Source organism: Pedobacter nutrimenti, from assembly GCF_032678445.1.
GTDB lineage: Bacteria > Bacteroidota > Bacteroidia > Sphingobacteriales > Sphingobacteriaceae > Pedobacter > Pedobacter nutrimenti_A.
In genome coordinates this window covers 74,830-100,321 of sequence record NZ_JAVTSQ010000013.1, presented here as the reverse complement: position 1 = coordinate 100,321, position 25,492 = coordinate 74,830, and the positions used below count along the sequence as shown (strand labels likewise).

The window sequence follows — 25,492 nt, the reverse complement described above, 5'->3', positions numbered from 1 at the left end:
TGACCGGTATTTCAAATGATCAATGCAAAGTTTGCCCTAGTTAAAGCAGCTTTTTTAAATCATTAATCTCTATATTCTGTTTTACAACAAAACCATCCCGGTCAATTAAAAAAGTAGAAGGTAAGGTGCTCACATGATAATCTACAACAGTTCTGGATTTTATAGAGGGTGAAATTAACTGAACCCATGGAATCTGGTCAGACTCAACCGCTTTTTTCCACAACTCACTGTTTTCATCTACAGAAATAGACACCACTTCTATTCCCTTACTCTTTAATTCTTTATAAAGTGGCGCTATATTCCGATTTGTTGCCCTGCAGGGCGTACACCAGGATGCCCAGAAATCAATCAGAACATATTTATTTTTCCCGATCAATTGTTCGAGTGTAACAGCATCTCCTGTAATTGAAATCAAATTAAACAACGGTGCCTTCTTACCCAGCAATAAATTATGCTCCAGCGTCTGCAATTTGTCTTCGATTTCTTTAGACACGATATTCTTTTTAACCCTTGAAGAAAACCAGCCTTTGAGCATTTGCAGATCCTTCTGTTGCATGCTATATAGGTTATGGTGAGTAAGCCATTCACCAAGAGGGTTATCTATATTATTTTTGATGAAAGCCATTCTTGCAAACTGTACTTTTTCTGCTTGTACCCTGTTTTCTTTTTCTGCAAGTAATTTCTCTTCAAGGTTTTTTGCTTTCATGTATTGATTGCCTGCTGCAGCCCATTCTTTTTCCAAAGGTTTAATCTGCTGCAGATGTTGTTCCAGTCTGGTTTGTAAAATCCCTCCTTTAACCAATATCTGAGTATCTGCCCCCAGTACAATGCGGCAAAGCCCTTTCTCCAGAATAATGGTTTGATTTAAAAACGGCTTCCTGGTTTCCAATGTAAAAACAGCCGGCAGACTATCTGCGATGTGAAACTTATACTGATTCGAAGCATCCAGACTCCCCGTATCCACAAGGCTTCTTTTTGGCCACTCCCTGTAGAGTTTTAATTTAGTCCCTGCCGGATGCAATGCAGACTTAAATTCAATATCCATACTTACTTTCTTTGTCTGTTGAGCTTTGGCGCTTAAAAGACCGAAAGCAGTCGTTGTGATTACACTAATCACAACGACTGCAGTTTTTTTCAAATCACAATTCATTATCTGGGATTCTGAACAATTAACGGATTGATGTCGATGATTTTAGGTGCGATTTGCAGCAAATACCGATTACTATTCGGTTCCAGGGTATAAGTCTGTCCGGCAACTTCGCGGCTGATGGTTTTCTTAAACCGTTCATCACGGTTTAATCTCTTAAGTTCAAACCATCTTACCCCACGAAAAAGCAGTTCTCTTCTCCGCTCCGACAATACTTTAACCAGCGCATCATCTGCAGATGATGCGGATAAAGCAACATAATCTGCCGGTTTAAATCGCTTTACTCTCAGCGTATTAAGAATAGAAACAGCGCCGTCTTTATCACCTGCCCGGGCCATACATTCTGCTTTGATCAACATCATTTCAGGTACACCTATACTAAAATTCGGCGTCGTACCCAGATAATCCGGATTAACACTTGCACTTGGAGCTCCTGTTGAAGTTAAACGGGTAAAGGTGAAAACATAACGCAGGTCTTTAGTATCTAAAACGGTTAATAAATCAGAGCTGGCCATAAACCGTATAAACAAATTTGGACTTGCAGCCAGTTTACTATAAATATTTTCTACATTATTCTGAGGCAAAGGATTGTTCACAATTGTTCCGGCCGTTGGTTTTGCAGGATTGCTAAAGCTCAACGAATTCCAGTCCAGCAAGGTGCTTTTCTTCGCTAAAACATCATTTGCATATTTTTGTGCATTCATGTAATCGCCTTTAAAAAGATAAACTCTAGCTAATAAGGCCATAGAAGCCAGTTTACCTGGATGAATATAATTCTTACCGGCTTCAGGAAAATCGCTTATCGAAATGGCTGTTTGCAGATCATTGATAACCTGATCGTAAACCTCCTGTACTGTTGCACGTTTAGCTATGGTTTCAAGATCTGCATGAAGCATAATCGGTACAGATAAATCAGTTGATGCCGTTGCCGCTACATAATCTTTTCCATATAAATTGGCTAACGTAAACAGATAATAAGCACGTTGAGTAAGTGCCTCTCCCTTTAAACGGTTACGGGTTTGATCGGTTCCATTTGTTGCCGTTTGTAAGTTGTCCAGCACCAGGTTACAAATATAAATATAGTTATAAGGTGCATTCCATTCACTGTCATCATCCGTAGCCAGCAAAAGATCTTTTTGCCAGGTGTAAGCCCGTGATTGCCTGTTTGCAGTTGCGGTAGTCACTGTACTGTTCAACATATCATCAGTCATAAACTCCGGATAAGTATAACCAGACTGAGAAAGGATGATATCATTTAAAAATTCTTCAAAATCAGCAAGTGTTTTAGGAATGACCTTTCCCTTTACAGGATTGGCGTCCAGATATTTTTTGCAGGATCCAAAACCCATAAGGATCAGCGCTGCAATTATCATTAGTTTTATCTTCATCAGAATATCATTTAATTTTTATCACTTAGAATCCTGCACGCAGGCTGATTGTTGTCACTTTAGGTGTAGGTAAATAATATGCCCCGGTCTGCGCATCAACAGCTTCCGGATCTATACCGTATTTATTCTTTGTCCAAATGGCTATATTATTCATTTGGGCAGATATAGTTATACTCTTTACAGGTGTTTTCTTCAAAGCAGTACCAGGTATTTTATAACCAAGCTGCACCTCTCTTAAGCGGATAAAACTGCTGCTTTCTACGCTATTACTGGAATACATCTCTGCACGGTCACGGCCATCATACGATAAGTCTGGGGAAGACTGGTATGCCGCAATATCTGTATGCGCTTCGTCTCCTGGTACCTTCCACCGGTTAGCCACCTGATAATTGATCACAGGACTCCAGTTATAGCCATTCATAGACGGCATTTCCCTGCGGAAAACACCTCCAAAATTATAGACCAATATCACACTGGCAAATGCACCTTTATAGTTGAAAATATTGGTAAAACCACCAGTATATTTAGGCCGGTAAGAACCACTATACTCTAATGAACCCAAAACAGGCACCAGTACTTTGTTACCGTTTCCATCATACACCTGAGGATCACCTGCATTACTTAAGCCTGCCCATTTGTAACTCCACAGCGCTTCACGCGGATAACCCTCCACATAAAAGGGTACGGTTCCAGTAACACGTCCGATCACCGGACTACTTTCTGCAATTTTATTCTCAGTAATTTTGTTCGTATTGTAGGCAAAATTAAAAATACTTGTCCAGTTGAAATCACCAAGTTGTAAAACCCTTCCGGTCAAGGCGGTTTCCAATCCCGTATTGACCATCTTAGCCCCATTTAACTTGGTTGAAGTAAATCCGATGGTAGGGTCCAGCAATTGAGTACCCAGCAGATCATAGCCATATTTTTTATATACATCTACACTCAACTGGAACCTGTTCCTTAAAAAAGCAATATCGGTACCTAAGTTATACGTTTTTGTCCTTTCCCATCTCAATTTCGGATTATAGGGATTGGTCGCGTCAACCCTGGCCCTGTAATCATTGGTCGTTGCCTGGAAAACCCTGCTTGCAACAAGTAAGGGCGTAGTAGAAGGATCGTAGTTTCCGGTTAATCCAACAGTCGCCCTCAACTTCAGTAAATTGATAAAATCGACATGGAAGAACTTTTCTTTAGTGATGTCCCATGAAGTACCAACAGACCATAAAGGCGTACGCCTGTATTTAGGGTCTACTCCAAATAAGTTGGACTCATCATAGCGTAAACTTCCCTGTAAAGTATATTTATCATCATAAGTATAGGTACCTGTAGAATAATAGGACACTTCCCTTGTATTGATATAGCTAAATGTATCATATGCCGTAGCATCATAAGTAGTATTGGTCCCGTTTTGGCCAATTACACCATTTAAAAGCACAATCTGGTTAATTGGCGACCAGGACTGCAGATCATCGGAGTAGTTGTATTTACGGTTGGTAAACCCTTTGGTTAAATATTGTTTAACTTCCGCACCTCCTGTAAAACTCACAAAATGTTTGCCTGCAAATAAATTGGTGTAATTGAACTGCGAGCGGACAGAAGTATTGTCATTGGTAGTCTCTGACAGATCGAGATAATTGCCTTTGGGAAGGTTAAACAGGGCTTTGCCATTTCCATCCAGACTAGCGTATCTGTTCAATAAAGACCTTGCCGCATAAGTATTTTCATCAACCAGGTTGTTACCCGAGGTTTTCATCCGATCATAAAGAAAATAAGTATTAAAAGTTAAACCTTTAGTTAGTGTAGCCTCTAGACCCAGTTTAGTTCTTAAACCGAAAATACTGTTCTGATTATCCGCTAATCTTGCATCCTGCAATAAATTCTGGCCGTTGTCGTAATAGCCCTTTGCCATCAATGTAGTATTGGCATTTTTATTAAAGGCATTGTAGTTATACACATAGTTACCACTCGCATCCAGTTGCATCTGGTAAGGCGCAAGTCCGTAGAGTTGAGACCTGAGATCAACCCCAACATCTTGATTGTTGAAAACGGCATTCAAATCTGCTACCGCATGCAACCATGGAGTGATCTCATAGTCGTTACGCATATTTAACTGTATAGAACTGGCGTTATCTCCAATAAAATTAGATTTCTTGTTGTCATAAGAACCTGAAAACAGGAAGCGATATTTGTTTGCCCCTCCAGACATAGACAAATAATAGTTCTGACGTATTCCTGTACGCATTAAAAGATCTTTATTCTGCTGAAGATTAGATAAGCCCGAAAGCGAATCTTGTTTTCGCGTTAACTGTGCAGCAGAAATTAAGCCTTGCTCTTTTTGCAGGATATAGTCAAATGAAGGAGAAAAACCACCTACACCATTTTGAAAATAGGCCGAAGTAAAATATCCCTTTTTATAGATCTCATTATCCACACTGATCATATCTGCAGAGCTTGCACGTCTGAGTGTACCAAAATCATTTTTTTCGGTCAAATAAAGATTAGAAGAAAAGTTAATACTAAATGAACCTTGTTTTCCTCGTTTGGTGGTGATCACAATCACACCATTTGCAGCCCTTGCCCCCCAGATTGCCGAGGCAGAAGCATCTTTCAGTACATCAATTTTCTCCACATCATTAAAATTATCCGGCAACTGGTTCACTGGAAAACCGTCCACAATGATCAAAGGTGTATTTCTTTCACTCTGAATCGCACTTCCTCCCCTAACCTGGATGTCCGATCCGGTCTGGGTTCTTACACCCTTTACAGACCTGAAACCATTATAAACGGACAGGCCCGGAACCGAACCTTCTAGGATACGATCTAACGACTGGCTGCTCCTGCGTTCAATGTCTTCAGTTGAAAGCGTAGAGTAACTACCAGTTGCATTCTTTTTGGCCAGAGTTTGATAACCATTGGATACTACCGTAACTTCTTTTAAAGTATTGTTATCTTCCCTCAAATTGACATTCAGCTGCGTATTTCCGCTAACTTCAATTTCGCTGCTCTGATAACCTACATAACTGATCAATAGCTTAGGGTTTGCAGAAGTGGTATTGATTCTAAAATTGCCCTTGCTATCTGTAATTGCCGAGTTATTTGAGCCTCTTTCGTAAACAGTGATTCCGGCAACATACACCACCTCATTGCCTTCAAACAATCCTGCGCGTCCTTTCACTTCACCAGAACTCTTAGGTGTTTTACCGCCTGGCGACACCTCCCTTGATTTCTTGCTCACCGCAATCATATTGCCATTTGATTTAAATATAAATCCATAATTGGCATCCAGGTAGGCAAGGATCTCATTCAATGAACGTGGCTTGGCAGACATGCTGATCAGTTCCTTTTTATCGACGATTTCTGAAGAGTAATAAAAACGAATGTTAAATGCCTTTTCCAGCTTAGAAAAAGCTACGGTTACAGATTCCTGGTTAAACAGAATTTGCTTTTTTTCCTGGGCAAATGTGTTCCTGGAAAACATCATCAATAAACAGCTCAGCAGGAATAGTCTGACCAATACTGGTTTAAAAAGTGTAGTCCATTTTAATCTTTTTAGATTCATAAAATGTTTGATTGTTGGTTGGTTTAGTAAATAATTATATGGTTGGAGTCGATAAATTTAAATTGCTTGTTTAAGGAGAAACAGACCATTTCCATAACAGACGGCAATGCATCATGTCTAAATTTCCCGTTAAAGGTTTCTCGCATGACAACACTGTCTTCTACAGTAATCTTAACGTTATAGTAAATTTCCAGCTGCAAGAGCACTTCTTTCATTGGGGCGTTCTGGAAAACCACCTCTTGTATTTTCCATTGGCTAAAGTCTTTATCATAAAACTTTTGATGAACAGGCAGATGAAGCTGGTCGTCCAGGCTGATAGACTCTTTAGGATGTAAAGTGGCCACCAGATTCCAGGAATTTCCATTCTTTTTCTCCACAGTAACTTTTCCTTCTTCCAGTTCTACCTTGAGTTTTTTAAGGCCCTGATCAGTTTGTAACTTAAATGCAGTACCTACTGCTGTTGTTACATATTTACCCGTATAAACTTTAAAAGGATGCTGTTTATCTTTAGCTACCTTAAAATAGGCTATACCAGACAGATACATTTTCCTGTCGGATTGACCAAAAGAAGAGTCAATCACCAGTTTTGCACCCTTATCCAGAATCACAAAACTACCATCCCATAAATTAATGGCTTTTCTTTCATTCACGCCAGATTCATACACGTATTGACGTGTAGAATATTTGGCCAGTTCAGGTGGATTTGGAACAGGATGAGATGGATAAAACAGGAAAACAGCGCTTGCCAATAGAATGAGAACGGCTGCTGCAGCCGTAGCATATTTCCATGGAAAAATCGACTTCCTTCTTTTCGGTCTTAAATGCGCCCTTAAAGTCGAAACAGCCTCAGGTTTTAATTTCTCCGCCAGCAGCAGCAGTTGCAAATCTTTGAGCAAATCTGCAGCCTCATTCATATGTTCCAGTTGTTCTGGATGTTGAACAGCATAGTTCTTCCAGAAGTCAATATCCTGCTGGTCTATTCCAAGGCAATAATTAACAAAAGACTCATTTTTAAGAAAATCGTCACTTGATTTAAACTCCATATTGGTTTGCTCTTTTTAATACAAAGAACAAACCCCATTGAATTTACCACAGCCAAAGAAACTTTTTTTCATTTATTTCCAACCGGAGCCGACTGATCCCTCGATGGAGCAAATTATAGGTGGTACGAATACTGGTGTTTTTTAGATCAGCTATTTCCTGTAAAGACTTGTTCTGCAAAAACCGGAGTTCCACCACCTCTCTTTGAGCAGGTGTAAGTAAGGTTAGGGCTTTTTCCAGTTTGGAAAATTGTTCTGTGACCAATTCAGCTTCCAGGAGTTCCGATTCATCCGTTTCAGCAAAGCCGGCAAACTCCGAAGCAGATTCCATTTTTTTATGTTTTTTCCATTGATAAAACAGCTGCCTTCGGAAAGACGTTAATAAATAAGCCTTAACATTGATATCAACGGAGAGCTTGTCTCTCCGCTCCCATATATAAATAAAAAAATCATGAAGCTGATCTTTTACAAAGTCGTGCTCATTTCCCAGCCATTTACAACCCCAAACAAAAAATGTACTGTAATATTGTTCATATAATTTAATAAAGGACTCCTCATCACCCACGCAAAATGATTTCCAAAGTTCAGCGTCGGTATGGCTTCTGTTCATTTATTTGTTTAAATTATAAACAAATATAAATATTCATTTCAATCAAGCATTGCAAATTGCAGATTCAGAGCCCTTTCTTCTAACAGTTCCAACGCAAACTGCCGATAATAAACATAGAACAGCGATCACAATAAAAATACTATTTGTACTGCCCGTAACATCGATCGTATAACCCAGCAGGGGCTCTCCAAATGCAGCAAATAGATAACCCGTCATATTCATTAGGCCTACTCCTGTTCCGGTAAGGCTGCTCCCCAGTAAGTCTGGACTCAAGGGCCAGAAACAGGCTTGCGGGCCATATACAAAAAATCCAGCCAGGAGCATTAAGCTTCCACCCAATAACAAATTATGTACAGGTGCAATATAGATCAATACCGCGATCACTGCACTAACAGACATTCCAAAAGCAATAGCCTTGACCCTGTTCTTTTTGAACAGACTGTCTGAGAGCAGACCGAATGACAGCGCACCTGCAGCCATACCCACCGGCAATAAAAATGTAACCCATAGATTTCCCGGATTGTCCTTCCAGTTGTTTCCAAGATAATGAACAGGGACCCAGAAGATCAGCCCATAACGCGCCATGCTTTCAAATCCGAATCCCAGAGAAACCACCATAAACTTCCTGTTCCGCAATACCAGACGATAACGCTCTATCCAACTCACAGACGGTACTACCCGAACGGATGCATCTGTTTTGGCAGCAGGTTTATCACGGGCTACGATCAGAAATACGGTAGCAGATACCAGTAGCAGGAGCACCGGTAGTCTGAAAAGCATACGCCACTCGTATCCTTGCTGCAATAAAATGATAGAGAGCAGATAAGTAACCACCGAAGACAGCCCCGCAGCCATGGTATAGAAACCAAAGGCCTTACCACGCTCCTTTTCGCCCCACCAATTATTGATTAGCTTTGCCCCGGGTGCCCAGGCCATCGACTGAAAATAACCATTTAATGCCCAGAGCAACATAATCATGGTCGCACTATTGGAAAAACTAATGGCAATATTGGTTAATATAGACAAATAAGCCCCCACAGAAACCATCAGTCTTGCACTCAAGCGATCGGCCAGGTTTCCATTGATCAACTGGCCTATAGAATAGCCAATCAACATCGAAAAACTAATCCAGCCTATAGTGGTATAAGGAATATGCAGTTCAGCAGCCATTCCCTTTACAGCCCAGCCAAAATTATGTCTGCCCGTATAAAAGAACAGGTAACAGAACATGGTCACCAGCAGCATTGTCCACTGCTGAACCCTGAATTTTCTATCCATTGGTCTGGTCTGTTTGCTGGTCTAAATTAATCCCCACCCGGAGTGGTTTATGTGTTACGGCATACTGAAAAGCTTCATTGGTGTCGGCAAGACTAAACTCCTTTGACACCACCTTTTCAAAAGGAAATACCCGATGATTTTTGCTGATAAAGTTCACCGCATACACGAAATCTTCAAAGTTATAATTGTGCAAGCCCTTAATGGTGACCAATCTGCGAACAACAGATTCTGCGTCAACTTGTACCTTGCGGGTATTAAATACAGCCCCTATCCATACGGCTATACCCCCTATCGCAAGTACATTCAGGCTATTTTCCATTGCATCGGCAGAACCGCTCATATCGAAGGCCACATCAATACCCCCAGGCAACTGAACAGTCGGGTCTGTTAATAAATGGGTTTCATTTGCACCAAAATCATTTGCCTGTTCAAGGCGCTGAGGATTGATATCTGCCATATGAATAAATTTTGCTCCCGCATCTTTACACATTGCCGCACAAACCATCCCCAGCAACCCACTTCCTGTAATGAGTATTGTTTTTCCCTGTAGGTTCCCCGCAAGTCTCAGCGCACCCGCAACAGTGGCTACAGCACAATTAATAATGGCTGCAACTGGCAAAGGAACCTCTTTCGAAATTCCAAGAACAGCGGTACCTGGCTTAAGGATACAGTGCGTAGACAAGCCACCATGAAGTGCATCATCAGCAGTAACCTGTGCATGGCCATATTTAAACAGCCCGGTTCCTTTTTGAGGCATCCCTGCTCTCGACATCTCCGAATCCGGATCAGAAGAAAAAATACTCCAGGTTACCAGATCTCCTACATGCAGTTGATTTCCGAGATGGTCTTTTTGATCATGACCATGAGCAAATGCCAGGATCTCCCCAACAATTTCATGTCCCAGCACCGTAGGTACTTTTTCCTGTCGCAAGCCACAATAGGTATGCAGATCGCTGCCGCAGATAGAAGTATATCGGTTTTTAACCAGGATCTCTCCGGGTTTCAAATCAGGGATATTCTGTTCCTGTAACGACATAGGTTGCCCCTGCCCCTCAAAAACCATTAGTTTTGCCTTGCTCATTTTATTTTTTTTAATCCAGCTCTTGAACCCTTTAGGAGACCAGTGGCAGGAGCTCCAACAAGTTATTGATGATGTAATCTGGATTGGCAGTTTGAAGTTGTACGGCTGTATGTGCACCTGTGGTGATACCAATACTCAGTCCGCAACCTGCATTCTGCCCTTCTTCGATATCAATGGTTGAATCTCCAACCTTAACCACACTGCTGCTGTCCGTAATACCAAACTGTTTCATCGCAAACTCAATCATATCAGGATGAGGTCTGTTTTCCGGGACATCAGAAGCTGTAACAAGCGCATCAAACTCAACCCCTTCTCTCCATCCCAGCTTTTCAATAATCGAACTGGCTGTAACCCTGTCGTAACCTGTATTCAGAACAGCCAGGATATTATTGTCCTTCAGTGCCGAAAAAACGTGTGCAACATTTGGTTGAGGCAATATCTCTTCTTTGGCATAAGCATCGGTAAGGTCAACTATAAATTTATCATATATGCTAGAGGTCATTACTTCATCTGTGATTCCACCATAAGTAGAAAGTACAGAACGGATGGCTTGTTTTTTTTCCTTACCAGCACCTTGTGCAAGTACTTCTTCCAGACTAAAGTCGAAACCAGCATGATTAATGGCAGTTCTGAGTGTTTTATAAACGAGATTGTCTTCATTTACTGTGGTTCCCGCCATATCGAAAACCACCATAGCTATTTTATTTTCTTTCATATTCAATTCAAATTCATTTGCTCAATTACACAGACGAGTAACCGCCGGCAAGTGTTTAGCAAAACTAAACATTTGTTTACACTTGAAAAGAAGCTATGGTGTTAAATTTATGTTAAGTTATATCAACGTTATAGCCACTCATAAATTGAAGAAAATAATGGAATAAAGCACCAGTTTAATTGAAACTCTGAGTGCCTTCAAAGCTATCGTGATCTGATTCTCTACAGTACGTTTCGAAATCCCTAATTTTTCTGCAATTTCCTGATTGGATAAATTATCAAATCTACTGAGCATAAAAATTTCCCTGCATTTCTTCGGTAGTTTTTTCAAAACAGCCTCAATACTGTTTTCCATTTCAAGATAGCTGATTTTTTCCTCCCCATGATTCATTGCATAACCTGAATTGGGAATCGTATCATATTCCTCAACAAGAATGATGGGATTCGCCTTTCCTTTCCTGATCAGTTTGTAAACCTGGTACCTTGATGCCATGCTTAAATAATTTTTAAAAGAAGAAATTTCCAGGCAATGCCTGTTGCGCCATATGCTTACAAAAATGTCATGCACCAGTTCAGTGCAAGTCTCCACATCTTTCAAGTACATGAAAGATGTGGTATACACCGAAGACCAATACCTGTTAAATAACACTTCAAAAGCTTTGTTGTTATCTACCTGTATCTGCTTCCATAATTCAGAGTCGGAAGGTTGATCTTTTATCATACTGAATATAAATGTAGATTATTTCTGTTAAATACCTTTGCATAGTTAATCAATAGTTTTGCAAAAAGAAATAAGAAATATTTATGTGTGTGCTGCACAATATTTGGCACTATGTATATGATACCAAATATTAAAATATGTCCAGGAACGAGTTTATAAAACTTTTCGAAAAGTACAAGTCGGGGAATTGTTCACCAGAGGAAAAGGAATTCTTAGACAATTTTAAGGATGATTATAAACTGGAGGATTATGAATGGACTCCGGAAATGGGTAATAAAGCCCAAATACACGAAATTTTATATGCCAGACTGAAACAGGAAACTTTCCCTGAAAACAGCCCTATCCGCAAACTTCATCCAATCATTCGCTGGATATCCGCTGCCGCTGTTCTGCTTATAGCAAGTCTGGCCATTGCCTTCTTTTATCACCGTAGTGTTCAAGTCAACAACCAGGAGGGCTTATTGGTTAGGTTTGAGACGAGAAAGGGGCAGAAAAAACAAATCACCTTAAGCGATGGTACTGTCATATGGTTAAACTCTCTGAGTTCTCTCACTTACGGGAAAGATTTCAATAAGAAAACCAGAGAAGTAAACCTAGTTGGTGAAGCCTATTTTGATGTAGTGCACAAGACAGACAAACCATTTAAAGTTTATACTGCAGATTTCAGTATCAATGTACTGGGAACGGCATTTAACGTGAAAGCCTATCCAAATGACAAAACCTCTGAAACCACCCTGATTCGTGGTTTAATTAGTATGCAACCCACCAGTGGCAACAAAAAAACCATTACAATACGGCCTAGTCAAAAGGTAATGTTTGTAAAGAATGAGCAAATAAAATATTCTGATCATAATCCCGTCGCCCAGAGTATCATTATTAAAACCTATCAGAAAGTTCGTGATACGGCCATTGTTGAAACTGCATGGACAAAAAATAACCTGGAAATATTTAATCAAAGATTTATTGATATAAAAAGCGTGTTGGAAAGATGGTTTGACGTGCAAATCATTTTTAAATCAGAGAAAGTAAAGGATTATGTATTTACAGGAACATTCACAAATGAAAGTATAATTGAAGTATTAAATTCACTTAAAACAACAGGAAAATTTAACTATGAGATAAAAGGAAAGACCATCACCATATCAAAATAAAAGGACGGTGTTGAAGCCACCGCCCTTAATTTTTTTGATCCTTATTAAATGACAGTTACTGCGCAAACAATGTGCTGTCAAAGAATTGCTAAACCAAAAAACAAAAATATGATTAATTATTACTTCCACCAAAAATGGCCGAGAATAAGACCGTTTTCCAAATTCATTAGAATAATGAAACTCACCTTTCTTCTGGTATTACTGACTTGTCTGCATGTATCGGCAAGTGTATTCTCCCAGCAAAAGATTTCGCTTGATGTGAAAAGTATGAGTATTGAAAAAGTACTTCGGAAAATAGAGAAGCAAAGCAATTATCGCTTTGTGTACAGTTCAACTTTTGCCCCAGTCACAAAACAGGTAACCATTGAAGCTAAAGATTTATTGGTTACAGATGTATTAAAACAGATTTTAAAAGATACAGAGCTGACCTTTAGCATATCAAACAGCGGTTTAATAACGATTTCAAATCAAGAGCCAGCAACAAATGAGCTTACGGTTTCCGGGATAGTTAAGGATACGACCGGTATCGCTTTACCCGGTGTTACGGTATTTATAAAGGGAACAAAAAAGGGTACAGCAACGGATGCCAACGGGAAATTTAGCTTAAAAGTTCCCGATCATGCCATACTTGTTTTTTCCCTGATCGGTTTTGAAACGGTAGAACTACCCGCTTCCAGTTCATTAATGATGGTCACCTTAAAATCAGCGAGCAACAATCTGGATGAAATCGTTGTACAAGCATATGGAACAACAACCAAGCGAAAAACCACCAGTGCCATTGCTACCCTTGATATGACAAACGTAGCGCCTATTCCGGTTCAGTCGATCAACGACGCAGTTGCAGGAAGGGTGCCGGGCGTCATTGTTACTGCAGGCGACGGGGCACCGGGAACCAAAAGCAGTATATCCATACGCGGGCAAAGCCCCATTTTTGTTATTGATAATATTGTGCGTTCAGCCAACGATTTTTCTAATTTAAATCCAAACGATATTGAAAGCTATTCCATACTGAAAGACGCTGGAGCAACTGCATTATATGGCAATCAGGGTGCAAATGGGGTGGTATTGGTCACTACTAAGCGAGGAAAAGAAGGCATAACAAGCATTGATTATTCCTACAATCAGATATTTTCACAACCCACAATATTCCCTACAAAGATCAGTTCGTATGACCAGGCTGTCGCTTTAAACAGGTTGTATGCTGATGAAGGTCGAAGTCCATTCAGGTCTCCTGCTGATTTAGAAAAGCTACGCACCGGATCGGATCCGTTTAACTTTCCAAATACCGATTGGCAAGCCTTAACCATGAAGAATTTTGCGCCAGAAATGCGACACGATCTTTCAGTAACCTCAGGCACTAAAAAGTTAACCTATTATGCCGGTCTTTCTTATTATGACCAGGGAAGTATTTTAAAAACGGATCAAAACAACAATAAACGCACTACATACCGTTTAAATACCACCAGTGAATTTGAGAAACTGAATCTTAAGGTAACCGCTGGATTAGATGGGTTTATAGAAAGCAATATTACACCCGGACCTGGATTTGGAGCAATATACAGCCATATTCAAAACAGAGGTTCAGCACAGTTGGCCGTTAACGAATTTGGTTTACCAACCACCCAGCCAGACAATCCGGTAAGGGAATTAGATCCTAAATCAGGATATAATAAGGGTTTAGCCAAAATTCTAAACGCCAATTTAGGTTTAGAATATGCCGCTCATTTTTTAGATGGTTTAAAGTTTAAGGTCAACGGTGCCTATACCACCTACAATAATGTAAGCAAAAACTGGAACTACCTTGCTCCGGCTTATAACCTAAACAGTACGACCCCAATCTATGGCAATGCACCAAGTTTAAGTGTAGGACAAGGCCAGGGAAGCACCTTAACCTTACAAGGTTATGTGCTGTACAATAAAACCTTCGGAGACCACAGCATAGATTTTACCGGCGTCGTCGAACGTCAAAACGACCAGGCTTCAAACATTTCAGGAAACAGAAAAAATTATCAGATCATTTATGACCAATTGATTGCTGGCCCTGCCATTGATCAATCTGTAGGCGGAGGAGAATCTGAAGCAGCAAGAGCAGCATTGCTTGGCCGCTTAACCTATAGTTACAAATCCAGATATTCCATTGAGGGATCCATAAGACGCGACGGAGATTACTTGTTTGTTCCCGGCCACCAATGGGGCACTTTCTATGCCATTTCTGGAAATTATATCGTATCTGAAGAGAAATTCATGCAGTCTTTGAAAGATAAGCACATTCTGGACTTTTTAAAATTAAGAGGCTCCTACGGCGTTTTGGGTGATAAGACAGGTGTTGGTGCCTTTGGATATGTTCCGTCTTACAGCATTAATCCAACAGCCTATGTGGTTAACGGTAATTTAGTACAAGGCACTTCAGAACCTGGTAGTTTACCGAACAGTAACTATTCCTGGCAAACCATAGGCAGCAGAGATATGGCTCTGGAGTTCGCCACCTTAAACAACAGGCTAAGCGGTACATTTGATTATTATTATACCCGCAGAACTGGTTTCGTGACTGGCGATCCTCGCTTTTCTCAAACGTTGGGCATCGGTCTGCCACAGATCAATTTTACAGAAGGCGCATTGCGTACCGAAGGCTACGATTTTAACATCAACTGGTCTAGTACCATTCGCGATTTCACCTATAAAATCGGATTAAATTTTACCCGTTACAATTCACTATGGGAGCGTTATCCAGGCGATGATGAAGCGACCCTGAAAAATCCGTATACCAGAACAACCAATACAACAGGCGGCTATCTGCAAACCGGTTATTTCAACAGCGGTTTTTATACTTCAAATGATCAGCTGCTAACAGGCCCCCGTCGCATCAGTTCTACCAACGTAGGTGCAGGCGATCTTAGATACCTGGATCTTAATGGTGATGGACAGCTCAACGGTGATGACCAGAGAAGAATCGGAAGCAACACTTTTCCTCGCATCAACTATGGAATAACCATTGACATCGGTTATAAAGGATTTTCTTTTAGTGCTGTAGTTCAGGGTTCTGGCGATAGAGACCGGTATATTGGTAATGCCGTGCAGGGCTCAGATTTGCAAAATCAATTTTTTTATGCTTTTCAAACAGACTACTGGCGCCCGGATAATACAGGTGCCCTTTTTCCAAGAGCCGTGAGTTCAACCTCAGTAAACGGGAATAATAATTATACCGCCAGTGACTTTTGGCTGATCAAATCAAAATATGTACGACTAAAATATGTACAATTTGGATATGATTTTAAACAAGGCATGCTTAAAAAATCCCCTTTCCAAAAACTCCGTTTATTTGTTTCGGGCACAAATCTGTTAGAATCATCAAACAGTACAAAATACTTTATTGACCCGGAATCAGACACCAACAATTACGGTTATCCTATTCAGCGCACTTTTGCAATCGGTTTAAATGTAGGTTTTTAGTTAAAAAATTTTAAAAGAAAATGAAAAAAAATATATTCATCATATGGTCTTTTGCGAGTTTACTCATACTAAGCTCTTGCAAAAAAGTTCTGGATGCAGACCCACTAAATCTAATTAGTCCCGATGTAGTTTGGAGCAGTAAGGCCAATGCCGAAACTTTTGTTTTTGCAACATATGGCATTATGAACAGTTATCGAAATGGCTTAGATCAAAGCACATTGGGCGATGCTTACACCTCAAATACCATAACTTCCGGGGGTACCGGCAATAATGTATTTCCGATATTTTCAGAAACCTTAACCAACCAAAGCGATTATGGTTTTAACAATTGGGGAGATATACGCCGTTGCAATGTCATCATCAAAAATGTGACCGAATCTGCAGGTATTGCTGATGGGGATAAAAAAACATTGGTTGCAGAGGCCAAATTCTTAAGGGCAATGTCTTATTTTAATATTGCCAGAAGAACAGGCCGGATTGTTTGGATAGATAAAGTTTTGACAGAAAACGACAATCTTAAACTACCCAGTACAGCAAACCCTACAATAAGCTACAATTACATTATTAAAGACCTGGAAGATGCAGTGGCCGACATGCCGACAACCAAAGTGACCGGCAGGGCAAATAAATATACAGCGGCAGCATTTTTAACAGAGGTTTGTTTGCAGGCCCTGGCTTACAAGAACTACCCGGCCGCACCAAATGTAAATCCCGCAGACCCCCTGCTGGACAAGGTAATTGCCAATGCACAAATTGTGGTTAGTGGCGGCTATGCATTGGAACCCGATTACGAAGGCATGTTTAACGAAACTAAAAGTACCTCCAACGAGATCATTTTTGCCATTTACAATAAGGCCATCAATACCACCATTCAAAGCACGCCCATGCAAAACATGGTGCCTAATATTAAGCCCGAAACGATCATCAATTTTGGTGGTTCGCCATTGTTTAACAAACCTGTTCCTTTTGAGTGCTGGCCAGAAAACTTTCCTGCGCAAAACCTAACGGATGATTATTTAACTGTAGACAAGGCTGACCCAACTAAAGTATTACCCTGGAACCAGACTTCCCAATACCTCAATGCTGTCGACGAAAGCGTGAATGTAATAGTCCCTTTTGCTAAATCAGGTTTTCCGGATGATAAAACAGCCAAACTGAATAATGATGTTGTGGTAAAAATGGGCCGTATTAAACCAGGCAGTACTGAAACCATGCTGACCTTGACCAATGAAAACAGAGATGCCAGATGGAAAGCGTCTATCATCAGTGATAATTCCTCTTTTTATGGCGAATTATTTACCACCTGCTTAAAAGGGAACTCAGGAAGGTTTTTAGGAACAATTAACGGTGGCGGATATGAATGCACTTTAAGCAACATGTACTGGCGCAAGGGCTTATATACCAATATCTCACCCTCCTACGTAAATACCGTAAGTACCGATTATCATTATGTTTGCATGCGTTTGGGAAGGGTATATCTAAACCTGGCAGAGGCTTATCTGCTAAAAGGAGATGTAACAAATGCCGTTTTGAATTTGAATAAAACCAGAACTTTCCATGGCAAGCTTCCCGCCTCTATGGCCGGTACATTGGCTGATGCCTGGAAAGATTACAAAAGAGAAAGAAGGGTTGAACTTGTACAAGAGAATGATCACTATTACAGTTTATTGCGTTGGGGCAGATTTGGCGGTGATGCAAATGACGGCATTGCTCCCGGTGGAACTATCAAAGAACTCACCGAGTCTATTCGTGTAATGGATGTATCCAAAGACCATAAATCATTTTCTATCGTAACAGGACCCTTTGGCAAGCAATATGACAGTAGAAAGTTCGAACCTGCCAGAAGATACCTGTTCCCAATTGCGCAAAGCTTTATCGATAACAACTCCAACTTTGGGCCTCAAAACCCTGGCTGGTAATTAAAAAATACCTCATCATGAAAAGAAAATCTAAAATTGTATCTCATCTGCTCGCCTTATTGCTGCTTGTCTCGTTGTCTTCCTGTTTAAAAAAGGATTTGGTCGATTACCCATTGTCTGACGGTAACGAAATTACCTTAGTCAATGTAGAGTATCGCTTTAACGGCAGTCAGACCATGAATGGTCAGCCCGTTGTGGCCTACCAAAAACTAGGAATTGTACAAACAATTGATAAAGCCAATTCGATTATAAATGTAGCGATCACAGTGCCAGATGCGAATGGCCAGTTTACCGCCGCTGAACGTGCAAAGGTGGTACAAACCAAACTCTGGTTTTACATGAACATATCAACCGCAGCCACCATTGCACCAACAGGTGGAACACCAGCACTTGGTGATCCGACAGATGCCACTAAGCCTCTGAAATACATCATTACGGCTGCAAATGGTACAAGCAGGGTATGGACGATCAATGTGACAGCATTTAATAAATAACCTGGTTAGCGCTAAATTTGATTAGAGCCGTTAAAAATTAACGGCTCTTTTTTCTGCTAAACTCAGCCCTTAATAAATTCGTAACTTGTTCCTATAAAACCACCATATGTTTAAAACAAGATTAATTGTCTTTACCCTGTGCATTTCTTTTCTATCCCAATTAAAAGCCCAGGTTTACAAAATCGATATTTTCAACGCCCCTGTTAAACACAAAAACGATATCCCAATGTCTGCTAAGGCACCAAACGGGACAACACTTTCAGCAAACAGCCAGTATTTCGAAAAAGATGGAAAACCCTGGTTTCCACTCATGGGTGAAATACACTACAACCGCGTATTGCCCCAGGAATGGGAAAAAGAAATCATCAAAATGAAAAGTGGAGGCTTATCTGTTGTGGCCACTTATATCTTTTGGAACGAACACGAAACTGCAAAGGATGTATGGGACTGGAAGGGAAACAAAGACCTCAAAAAATTCATCAGCCTTTGCCAAAAACATCATATGTACGTTTGGTTACGCATTGGTCCATGGAGCCACGGCGAACAACTCAATGGCGGTTACCCGGATTGGATACAAAAAATGAAAGGCCATAGAAGCAATGATCCAGCATATTTAAAAGAATCGACCAAACTATTTAACCAAATCAGCGAACAAACCAAAGGCCTGTATTTTGTGCAGGGAGGGCCAATTATTGGCATTCAGTTGGAAAATGAATATGCCAGCGGACAGGCAGAGCACATCTCTAAACTGAAAGAAATTGCTCAGCAAGCACAGATCAATCCAGTGTATTGGTCGGTAACTGCGAATACCGTATTTGATGATAAAAAGATGGAAGTTATTCCATTGCAGGGTTCTTATCCTTACAGAGGCTGGGAAAAAGGTGGTGGCAGTGCAACAAAAGATTTTTTATACGGTAACGACCAATGGATTATGACCGATGCTTTGGGTAAAGTATTTTATGATGTAAACATGTTTCCAAAAGGTCTATGCGAACAAGGTTGTGGAAGCCAGATGATGTTTGCCAATCGTTTTGTGATTCAACCCGAAGTCGTGGAAGCGCATCTTCAAAACCAGATTGGACGAGGTATGAACCTTATCGGCTATTACATGTTTCATGGTGGTACCCAAACCCCGGGATTAAAAGAGCCAGGTCTGCCTGAAAGCTACGATTTTCAATCGCCTATCAGTGAATTCGGTCTACTCAGACCATCCTATAAGTACCTGAAGGTTTTGCATACTTTTATTCATGATTTTGGTTCTGATCTGACCACAATGCAGGTATACGAGCCGCAAAACCCGGTACGCGATGAAATGGACACCAAAAACTTAAGATATGTGGCCAGGGCAAAGGGCAACAGTGGATTTCTGTTTCTGGGAAATACCCAGGTGCAGGTACGTATGGCTGATAAAACGGTGAGCATGCAAGTAAATTTACCTGGTGAAACCATCCATTTCCCTGAATTAACCCTTAAAGGTCAAACGACCGCTATATTGCCATTTAATTTAAAAGTGGGTTCGGCAGTCATTAAATATGTAACCGCACAACCATTGGCAAGGTTGATCAACGGCAAAAACATCACCCTGTTTTTTCAACAATTGCCAGGGGTAAAACCACAATTGTCTTTGTCCGGTACGGTTAACCCCAACAGTTTCAAAGGCTGGCAAAGTCAGCTAAAAAATAAGGAACTGCAGTTAACCGCCAATAACAAATCCGATCTAAGCTTTTCAGACACCGACGGCAACCACATCACCCTTGTGTTCTTAACCCGTAAACAAGCCGAAAATGCCTGGCGTATCCAGTTGAACAATCAGAATGCCTTGTTCCTTACCGATGCTGATGTGTTGGCCGAAAATGATAAAATCACCTTACAACAAGCTGGCCAGCCCAATTTTAAGCTGATGGTTTACCCTAAAGGTTTGAACGCGTTTACCCAAAAGATACAACCATCTGCTCAGGCAAGTGCTTTATTTGATACGTACGAGAAAAAAACACCGGTCTATATACCAAAAGTAGCGGTTCGTTATCCTAAAAAAGAAACGGCTGTGATCAGTTTACCCCCTGCCTTACCAAATAATGTAAACGATGTGATATTAAATATTAATTACTTGGGCAATGCCTGTAAAATAACACAAAACGACAAATACATTACTGATAACCTTTATAACGGTACGGTCTGGGAAATTGCTTTAAATAGGTTTTCAAAGCAAAGCGATGTAGAGCTTACCATTACGAACTGGGACAATAAAACGACAGGTATACCTGCAGATCTGGTTGAAGAAATAAAAACTAAAGGCACTATGTTTAAAAGTATTAAAGCAGTGTCTCAATACCAAACAATATTTAGGTTTAAAAATTGGAATAATTAAAATGATGAAAAGATATCTTGCCATTTTACTAGTAGGCTGTTGTCTGCAAGTAAGTGCTCAGGTCGTTGATGTGACCAGATTTGGTGTAAGCCCAAACACCTTTACTGATGCAACAGAAGCCCTGAAGAAAGCCATCGCCACCACCAGAGGACAGTCTGAATCGGTGTTGAATTTTCCTAAAGGGAGATACGATTTTTGGCCGGATCATGCAACAGAGACACATTATTATATTTCAAACTCTTCTTCTGAAAAAGAATTTCCTGTAAAAAAACAAAAGGTAGGTTTATTTCTAAAGGGATTAAAAAACATCACCATAGAAGGGAATGGCTCTGTGTTTGTTTTCCATGGTAAAATGATTACCTGGGTATTGGACAGTTGTGAAAACATAAGCATCCGAAACCTGGCGATCAATTATGAACGTCCGGGCATGTCTGAAATGACCATTAAAGAATCAAGCCCAACGAGTGTTACTGCAAGTATACATCCAGATAGTAAATTTGCGGTTATCGATGAAAAATTAATATGGTACGGTGAAAAATGGACGCCCCAAAATTATCATGCTGTTTTAGTACGCCCTGCAGAAGGGACTCTGTTTTACAGCAGCTGGGATCCCTTTTTAAAAAGCAAGGCTGAGAAGATAAATTCACTTACGGTAAAATTCACGGGCGATTTCTCAAAATTTAAAGCCCGGCCTAATGATGTGTTAACCGTGAGAGACCCTTACCGGGATTATGTTTGCGCATTCAACAACCGATCTAAAAACATTAAATTGCACAACCTGCAAATGTATTCTCTTCATGGATTGGGTATTGTTTCACAGTTTTCCGAAAATCTAAACTTCGACAGTGTCTTCGTAGAACCCGAAAAAAACAGCGGGCGGGTAATCGCGTCATCAGCCGATGGCATGCATTTCTCTGGCTGCAAAGGACAGATCACCATCAACAATTGCCGGTTTAATGGCTTGCACGATGACCCTGTAAATGTTCACGGCACACACCTTATCGTGAGCGAGATTCTATCCCCAACATCACTAAAAGTAAAATTCATGCATCATCAAACTTATGGTTTTGAGGCATTTGTTGCCGGAGATACAGTAGCTTACTTACACCCAGCTTCGTTACAAATCTACGCGAATGCAATAGTTAAAACAGCCAGATTGATCTCTGAAAAAGAGATGGTGGTCGAAATGCAAAAGCCTTTTACCCGGGAATTAAAAGTCGGCGATGCGCTTGAAAATATAACCTGGACCCCATCGGTAATCATCAAAAATTCACTTTTTGCAGGTACGATATCCCGCGGGAATCTAATTACAACCCGTCGCAAGGTGGTCATAGAAAACAATGTCTATTACCGAACCGGAATGCATGCCATTTTAATTGAAAACGATGCCTCTGGCTGGTATGAATCCGGGCCGGTTAATGATGTGACTATCCGTAACAATCAATTTATAGAATGTGGGTACAATTCATCACCCAATAATTACGTGATCAATATCAACCCTCAAAACCATCAGTTGGTACCTAAATACTACGTGCATAAAAATATCCATATCGAAAATAACAGATTTAAGGTTTACGACTACCCCATACTATCTGCCAGGAGTACGGATGGATTGACATTTATCAATAATAAGATCGAAAATTCAGATTTCATGCCTGCCGGACAAAAAAGAGCCGAATTCAGTTTAACCGCCTGCAAGGATGTAAAAATTAAAGACAATCAGTTCGAAGCAAAAGAACCGTTGATACAATTACAAAACATGAATAAGGGGGATATAAAAACTGATGTAATCATCAACCCGTCACCGGCCGCAAAAACAAATTGATTTATCCAATGTTATCTAAACCTCGCCATATGTTTATACATTTATATAAATTTTATTAACCACCTTAAAAATTACACCAATGAAATCGATCAAGTTCTTCGCTTTTTTAGCACTTATGCTTACCCTTTCCTTTAACGGTTTTTCGCAAGACAAAACAGGACAGGTTTATCTGATACGTGCTACAGGCTATACTGGCATGGCCGTTAATTACAAACTATATATTGACGGCCAGTTGGTTTGTAAATTAAAAAACAAATCCTTCTCTGTACATGATATCAGTGCCGGCGAACATACCATCAGTGTCTCTAGCGGAGGAATATCTAATGGAAAGAAATCAACACCTTTAAAGTTCACCGTTGAACAGGGCGAGGTAAATTATATCAGCATAGTGAGTACCCAGGCGGGTTATGTAAACAAAATCACCTGCCAGGAAATTACCAAAAACTCTGCCGATCCTCTTTTGGCAAAGGCTACGGAAAATAAAAACTGTTTACCTGTAAAATAAACACCTTATATCAAAAGAGCCCGGTGTCTTTTATACAGACGCTGGGCTCTTTTTGTTTATAGTGATCAGGTTTCCCTTATTTAGATTTTTTGCCTGAAATTACAACCAGATTAGTCGCCTCGGCCAGTTGTGCATCAAGATCATTAACAGCAGCAAATAATGGCGTAGAAGAAGTGGTTTTCAATACTGCAAAGCGGGTTACATTTAAACTGGAAGCCTCTCCTTTTACCGATACATGACGATCAGCCGATCCGCTTAATTTCAATGAAGACGCATCTTTAATCACGGTATACACATCCTGTGCAACAACATTCACCTCTACTTTGGCATTGCCCTGAACGAAGATCTGAAGTACCGGAAGGTTAAAACGGCCGGTTGATTTTACGATGGCATTTTCAGAAGCATCAATTCTTTTCAAATCTTTCACGGTTAGATAAACAGTTGTAGCCTGGTTATCGGCCGCATCAATAAGCAATTTATTGCCATCTCTTTTAAAAGAAACTTTAGCCTCTGGCTGATCTGTCTCTACACGGAAACTTTCTTTAGTTCCCTGGCGCAGGTAAACAGTTACATTACCTTTAACTTTGATCATATCAAATCCAGAAATAGCAGAGATTTCTGAAAGATTTTTGTCGCCTTCTTTTGCAAAAGTTGTGAATGCAGATGAAGTTAAAACGATAGCTGTTAAAGCTGTTGCGAATAAGGTTTTGATAGCGGTTTTCATATCTTTATGTTTTAAGTTTTTTAAATTCTCTTTGTACATAAGACGCCCCCGACCTCAAAACGTTGCAGCAGTTTTTGCGCTATTAGACCAACAGGAGTGTAACTATCGACGAACAGCCAAATATTCACGACCAGCTGTAAGTAACCGGAATAAGTTCTAAAAAAACAGATCCTCCAAATGGCTAATATAGCATCAGCATTAGCAAATCAGCATTTAGTTATTTCATAACCACCTCAATAAATTAGCTTCCAAATCACTAGCCAAATATGATTAACGGACTTGATGCCAATATACCCCGCCTGGACTGGCGAAATTCCGTCATGATAATGGACCTTCTGCATGATTCATTCAAATAAAACAAATTTATAAGTGATGTTTAGAAAAAATCCCCATCCAACACTGATGCTCATATGCATTCTATGTTTTCTATCCCCCATAACTGCACAAACAACAAAACCTGCACCAGAATTACAAAGTTCAAAAGGTAAAACTTTGAAACTGCCTTATACCAAAATGGCCTTAACGGCCAAATTTGTAGGGACAGCAGTTAATGATGTGAACTGGTTTAACTGGTGTGTTAGCCCTATCCAGGGCAAAGATGGCAAAATCCATATTTTTGGAAGCCGCTGGCCCGCAGCGGAAGGCGATCAGGGATGGATGAAATCCAATGCTGAAATTGCACATTTTGTGGCCGACAAGCCAGAGGGGCCTTTTAAGTATGTAAATACGGTTCTTAAAACCTCCATGTTTCCCGACACCACCAAGATGTGGGCACCACATAATCCGCGTATTGAATATGTAGATGGCAAATATATCCTCCTGTACATTTTTCAAACGGTAAAAAAGGACGTTAAAATGCGCATAGGGATGATGGTTGCAGATCAACTAGAAGGCCCATGGCGTTTTGCAGGGAATCATAACGGTCAGGTGGCAGAAAGTTCCAAAGCCCCCAATCATTGGACATATAACAGCGTGATCGGCATTGATAATCCGGCTTTTATGAAAATAGGAAAAAAATATTACATCTATTTCAAGTCCGGAACACCTACACAAATGGCCGCCAGATACGGTTATGCTGTTGCAGACAAGCTGGAAGGCCCCTATATACTGCAAAACAAAGCCCTCACAGATAATGTGAGTTATATCGAGGATGCTCAGGCCTTTAAAGCAGATAAAAAATACTTTCTTCTTACCACCGACAATATGGGCGGAAATACAGGCATATACGGTGACATTATACTCTGGAGTTCGGAAACGGGAACCGATTTTAAACTGAAGGATGCAAAAATTGCCATGGGGAATGTGTTAGATTATTGGGGAACTCCAGAAGACCATAAAAAACTATTGGTCGATCCCAATCATTACGAACATGATAAAAGTGGAAAATTGGAAAGGCCGGCAGTGCTGTTGCTCAATGATAAGCCTGCCTATTTTTATTCTACTGCAGGGCTTAACATCAGCGGTGGAAAGGTATCCGAAACCTATGTGTTTAAAATAGATTGGAATGAAGGACAATAA

18 protein-coding genes are annotated in these 25,492 nt (G+C 40.4%); 8 read left to right on the top strand and 10 right to left on the bottom strand.

Annotated elements, in window-relative coordinates; genetic code table 11:
• Positions 1-40: 40 nt before the first annotated feature.
• The 9 genes from R2S08_RS22915 to R2S08_RS22875 form a co-directional block, all read right to left on the bottom strand.
• Positions 41-1,150 (bottom strand): TlpA disulfide reductase family protein, encoded by a 1,110-nt coding sequence (locus tag R2S08_RS22915; RefSeq protein WP_316837334.1) that lies wholly within the window; start codon positions 1,148-1,150, stop codon positions 41-43.
• Positions 1,150-2,535 carry a RagB/SusD family nutrient uptake outer membrane protein gene (locus R2S08_RS22910; protein ID WP_316837333.1) on the bottom strand — a complete coding sequence of 462 codons (1,386 nt, stop codon included), beginning with the start codon at positions 2,533-2,535 and terminating at the stop codon, positions 1,150-1,152. The genes R2S08_RS22915 and R2S08_RS22910 overlap by 1 nt, the downstream gene beginning before the upstream one ends.
• 25 nt (positions 2,536-2,560) lie before the next feature.
• Positions 2,561-6,094: a SusC/RagA family TonB-linked outer membrane protein gene (locus R2S08_RS22905; RefSeq protein WP_316837332.1), complete on the bottom strand. Its 3,534-nt coding sequence runs from the start codon at positions 6,092-6,094 to the stop codon at positions 2,561-2,563.
• A 23-nt stretch (positions 6,095-6,117) separates the two neighbouring features.
• Positions 6,118-7,137, bottom strand: coding sequence for a FecR family protein (locus tag R2S08_RS22900; protein ID WP_316837331.1), 1,020 nt, complete (start codon positions 7,135-7,137; stop codon positions 6,118-6,120).
• A 43-nt stretch (positions 7,138-7,180) separates the two neighbouring features.
• Positions 7,181-7,744: a sigma-70 family RNA polymerase sigma factor gene (locus R2S08_RS22895; RefSeq protein ID WP_316837330.1), complete on the bottom strand. Its 564-nt coding sequence runs from the start codon at positions 7,742-7,744 to the stop codon at positions 7,181-7,183.
• 42 nt (positions 7,745-7,786) lie between these two features.
• On the bottom strand, positions 7,787-9,022 hold the full coding sequence (locus R2S08_RS22890) for an MFS transporter (RefSeq protein ID WP_316837329.1): 1,236 nt from the start codon (positions 9,020-9,022) through the stop codon (positions 7,787-7,789).
• Positions 9,015-10,103 carry a zinc-binding dehydrogenase gene (locus tag R2S08_RS22885; protein ID WP_316837328.1) on the bottom strand — a complete coding sequence of 363 codons (1,089 nt, stop codon included), beginning with the start codon at positions 10,101-10,103 and terminating at the stop codon, positions 9,015-9,017. The genes R2S08_RS22890 and R2S08_RS22885 overlap by 8 nt, the downstream gene beginning before the upstream one ends.
• Positions 10,104-10,134: 31 nt before the next feature.
• Complete coding sequence (locus R2S08_RS22880; protein WP_316837327.1) at positions 10,135-10,818, bottom strand: phosphonatase-like hydrolase; 684 nt, start codon at positions 10,816-10,818, stop codon at positions 10,135-10,137.
• A gap of 138 nt (positions 10,819-10,956) precedes the next feature.
• Positions 10,957-11,538, bottom strand: a complete 582-nt coding sequence (locus R2S08_RS22875; RefSeq protein WP_316837326.1) for an RNA polymerase sigma-70 factor — start codon at positions 11,536-11,538, stop codon at positions 10,957-10,959.
• Positions 11,539-11,675: 137 nt separating this feature from the next.
• Between R2S08_RS22875 and R2S08_RS22870 the strand changes: the two genes are divergently transcribed.
• The 7 genes from R2S08_RS22870 (at position 11,676) to R2S08_RS22840 (ending at position 23,250) form a co-directional block, all read left to right on the top strand.
• Positions 11,676-12,689: a FecR family protein gene (locus R2S08_RS22870; RefSeq protein ID WP_316837325.1), complete on the top strand. Its 1,014-nt coding sequence runs from the start codon at positions 11,676-11,678 to the stop codon at positions 12,687-12,689.
• 174 nt (positions 12,690-12,863) lie between these two features.
• Positions 12,864-16,139 (top strand): TonB-dependent receptor, encoded by a 3,276-nt coding sequence (locus R2S08_RS22865; RefSeq protein ID WP_316837324.1) that lies wholly within the window; start codon positions 12,864-12,866, stop codon positions 16,137-16,139.
• Positions 16,140-16,159: 20 nt separating this feature from the next.
• Positions 16,160-18,058 (top strand): RagB/SusD family nutrient uptake outer membrane protein, encoded by a 1,899-nt coding sequence (locus R2S08_RS22860; protein WP_316837323.1) that lies wholly within the window; start codon positions 16,160-16,162, stop codon positions 18,056-18,058.
• 17 nt (positions 18,059-18,075) lie between these two features.
• Complete coding sequence (locus R2S08_RS22855; protein WP_316837322.1) at positions 18,076-18,552, top strand: DUF5018-related domain-containing protein; 477 nt, start codon at positions 18,076-18,078, stop codon at positions 18,550-18,552.
• A gap of 226 nt (positions 18,553-18,778) precedes the next feature.
• Positions 18,779-20,920 (top strand): beta-galactosidase, encoded by a 2,142-nt coding sequence (locus tag R2S08_RS22850; RefSeq protein ID WP_316837321.1) that lies wholly within the window; start codon positions 18,779-18,781, stop codon positions 20,918-20,920.
• Position 20,921: 1 nt separating this feature from the next.
• A complete protein-coding gene (locus R2S08_RS22845; RefSeq protein ID WP_316837320.1) occupies positions 20,922-22,745 on the top strand; it encodes a right-handed parallel beta-helix repeat-containing protein in 1,824 nt (607 codons plus the stop codon).
• A gap of 79 nt (positions 22,746-22,824) precedes the next feature.
• Positions 22,825-23,250, top strand: a complete 426-nt coding sequence (locus R2S08_RS22840) for a DUF2846 domain-containing protein (RefSeq protein WP_316837319.1) — start codon at positions 22,825-22,827, stop codon at positions 23,248-23,250.
• Positions 23,251-23,326: 76 nt separating this feature from the next.
• Here R2S08_RS22840 and R2S08_RS22835 read toward each other — a convergent pair whose 3' ends face one another.
• A complete protein-coding gene (locus R2S08_RS22835) occupies positions 23,327-23,974 on the bottom strand; it encodes a GIN domain-containing protein (RefSeq protein WP_316837318.1) in 648 nt (215 codons plus the stop codon).
• A 372-nt stretch (positions 23,975-24,346) separates the two neighbouring features.
• Here R2S08_RS22835 and R2S08_RS22830 point away from each other — a divergent pair, with 372 nt between their 5' ends.
• Positions 24,347-25,492 carry a glycoside hydrolase family protein gene (locus R2S08_RS22830; protein WP_316837317.1) on the top strand — a complete coding sequence of 382 codons (1,146 nt, stop codon included), beginning with the start codon at positions 24,347-24,349 and terminating at the stop codon, positions 25,490-25,492.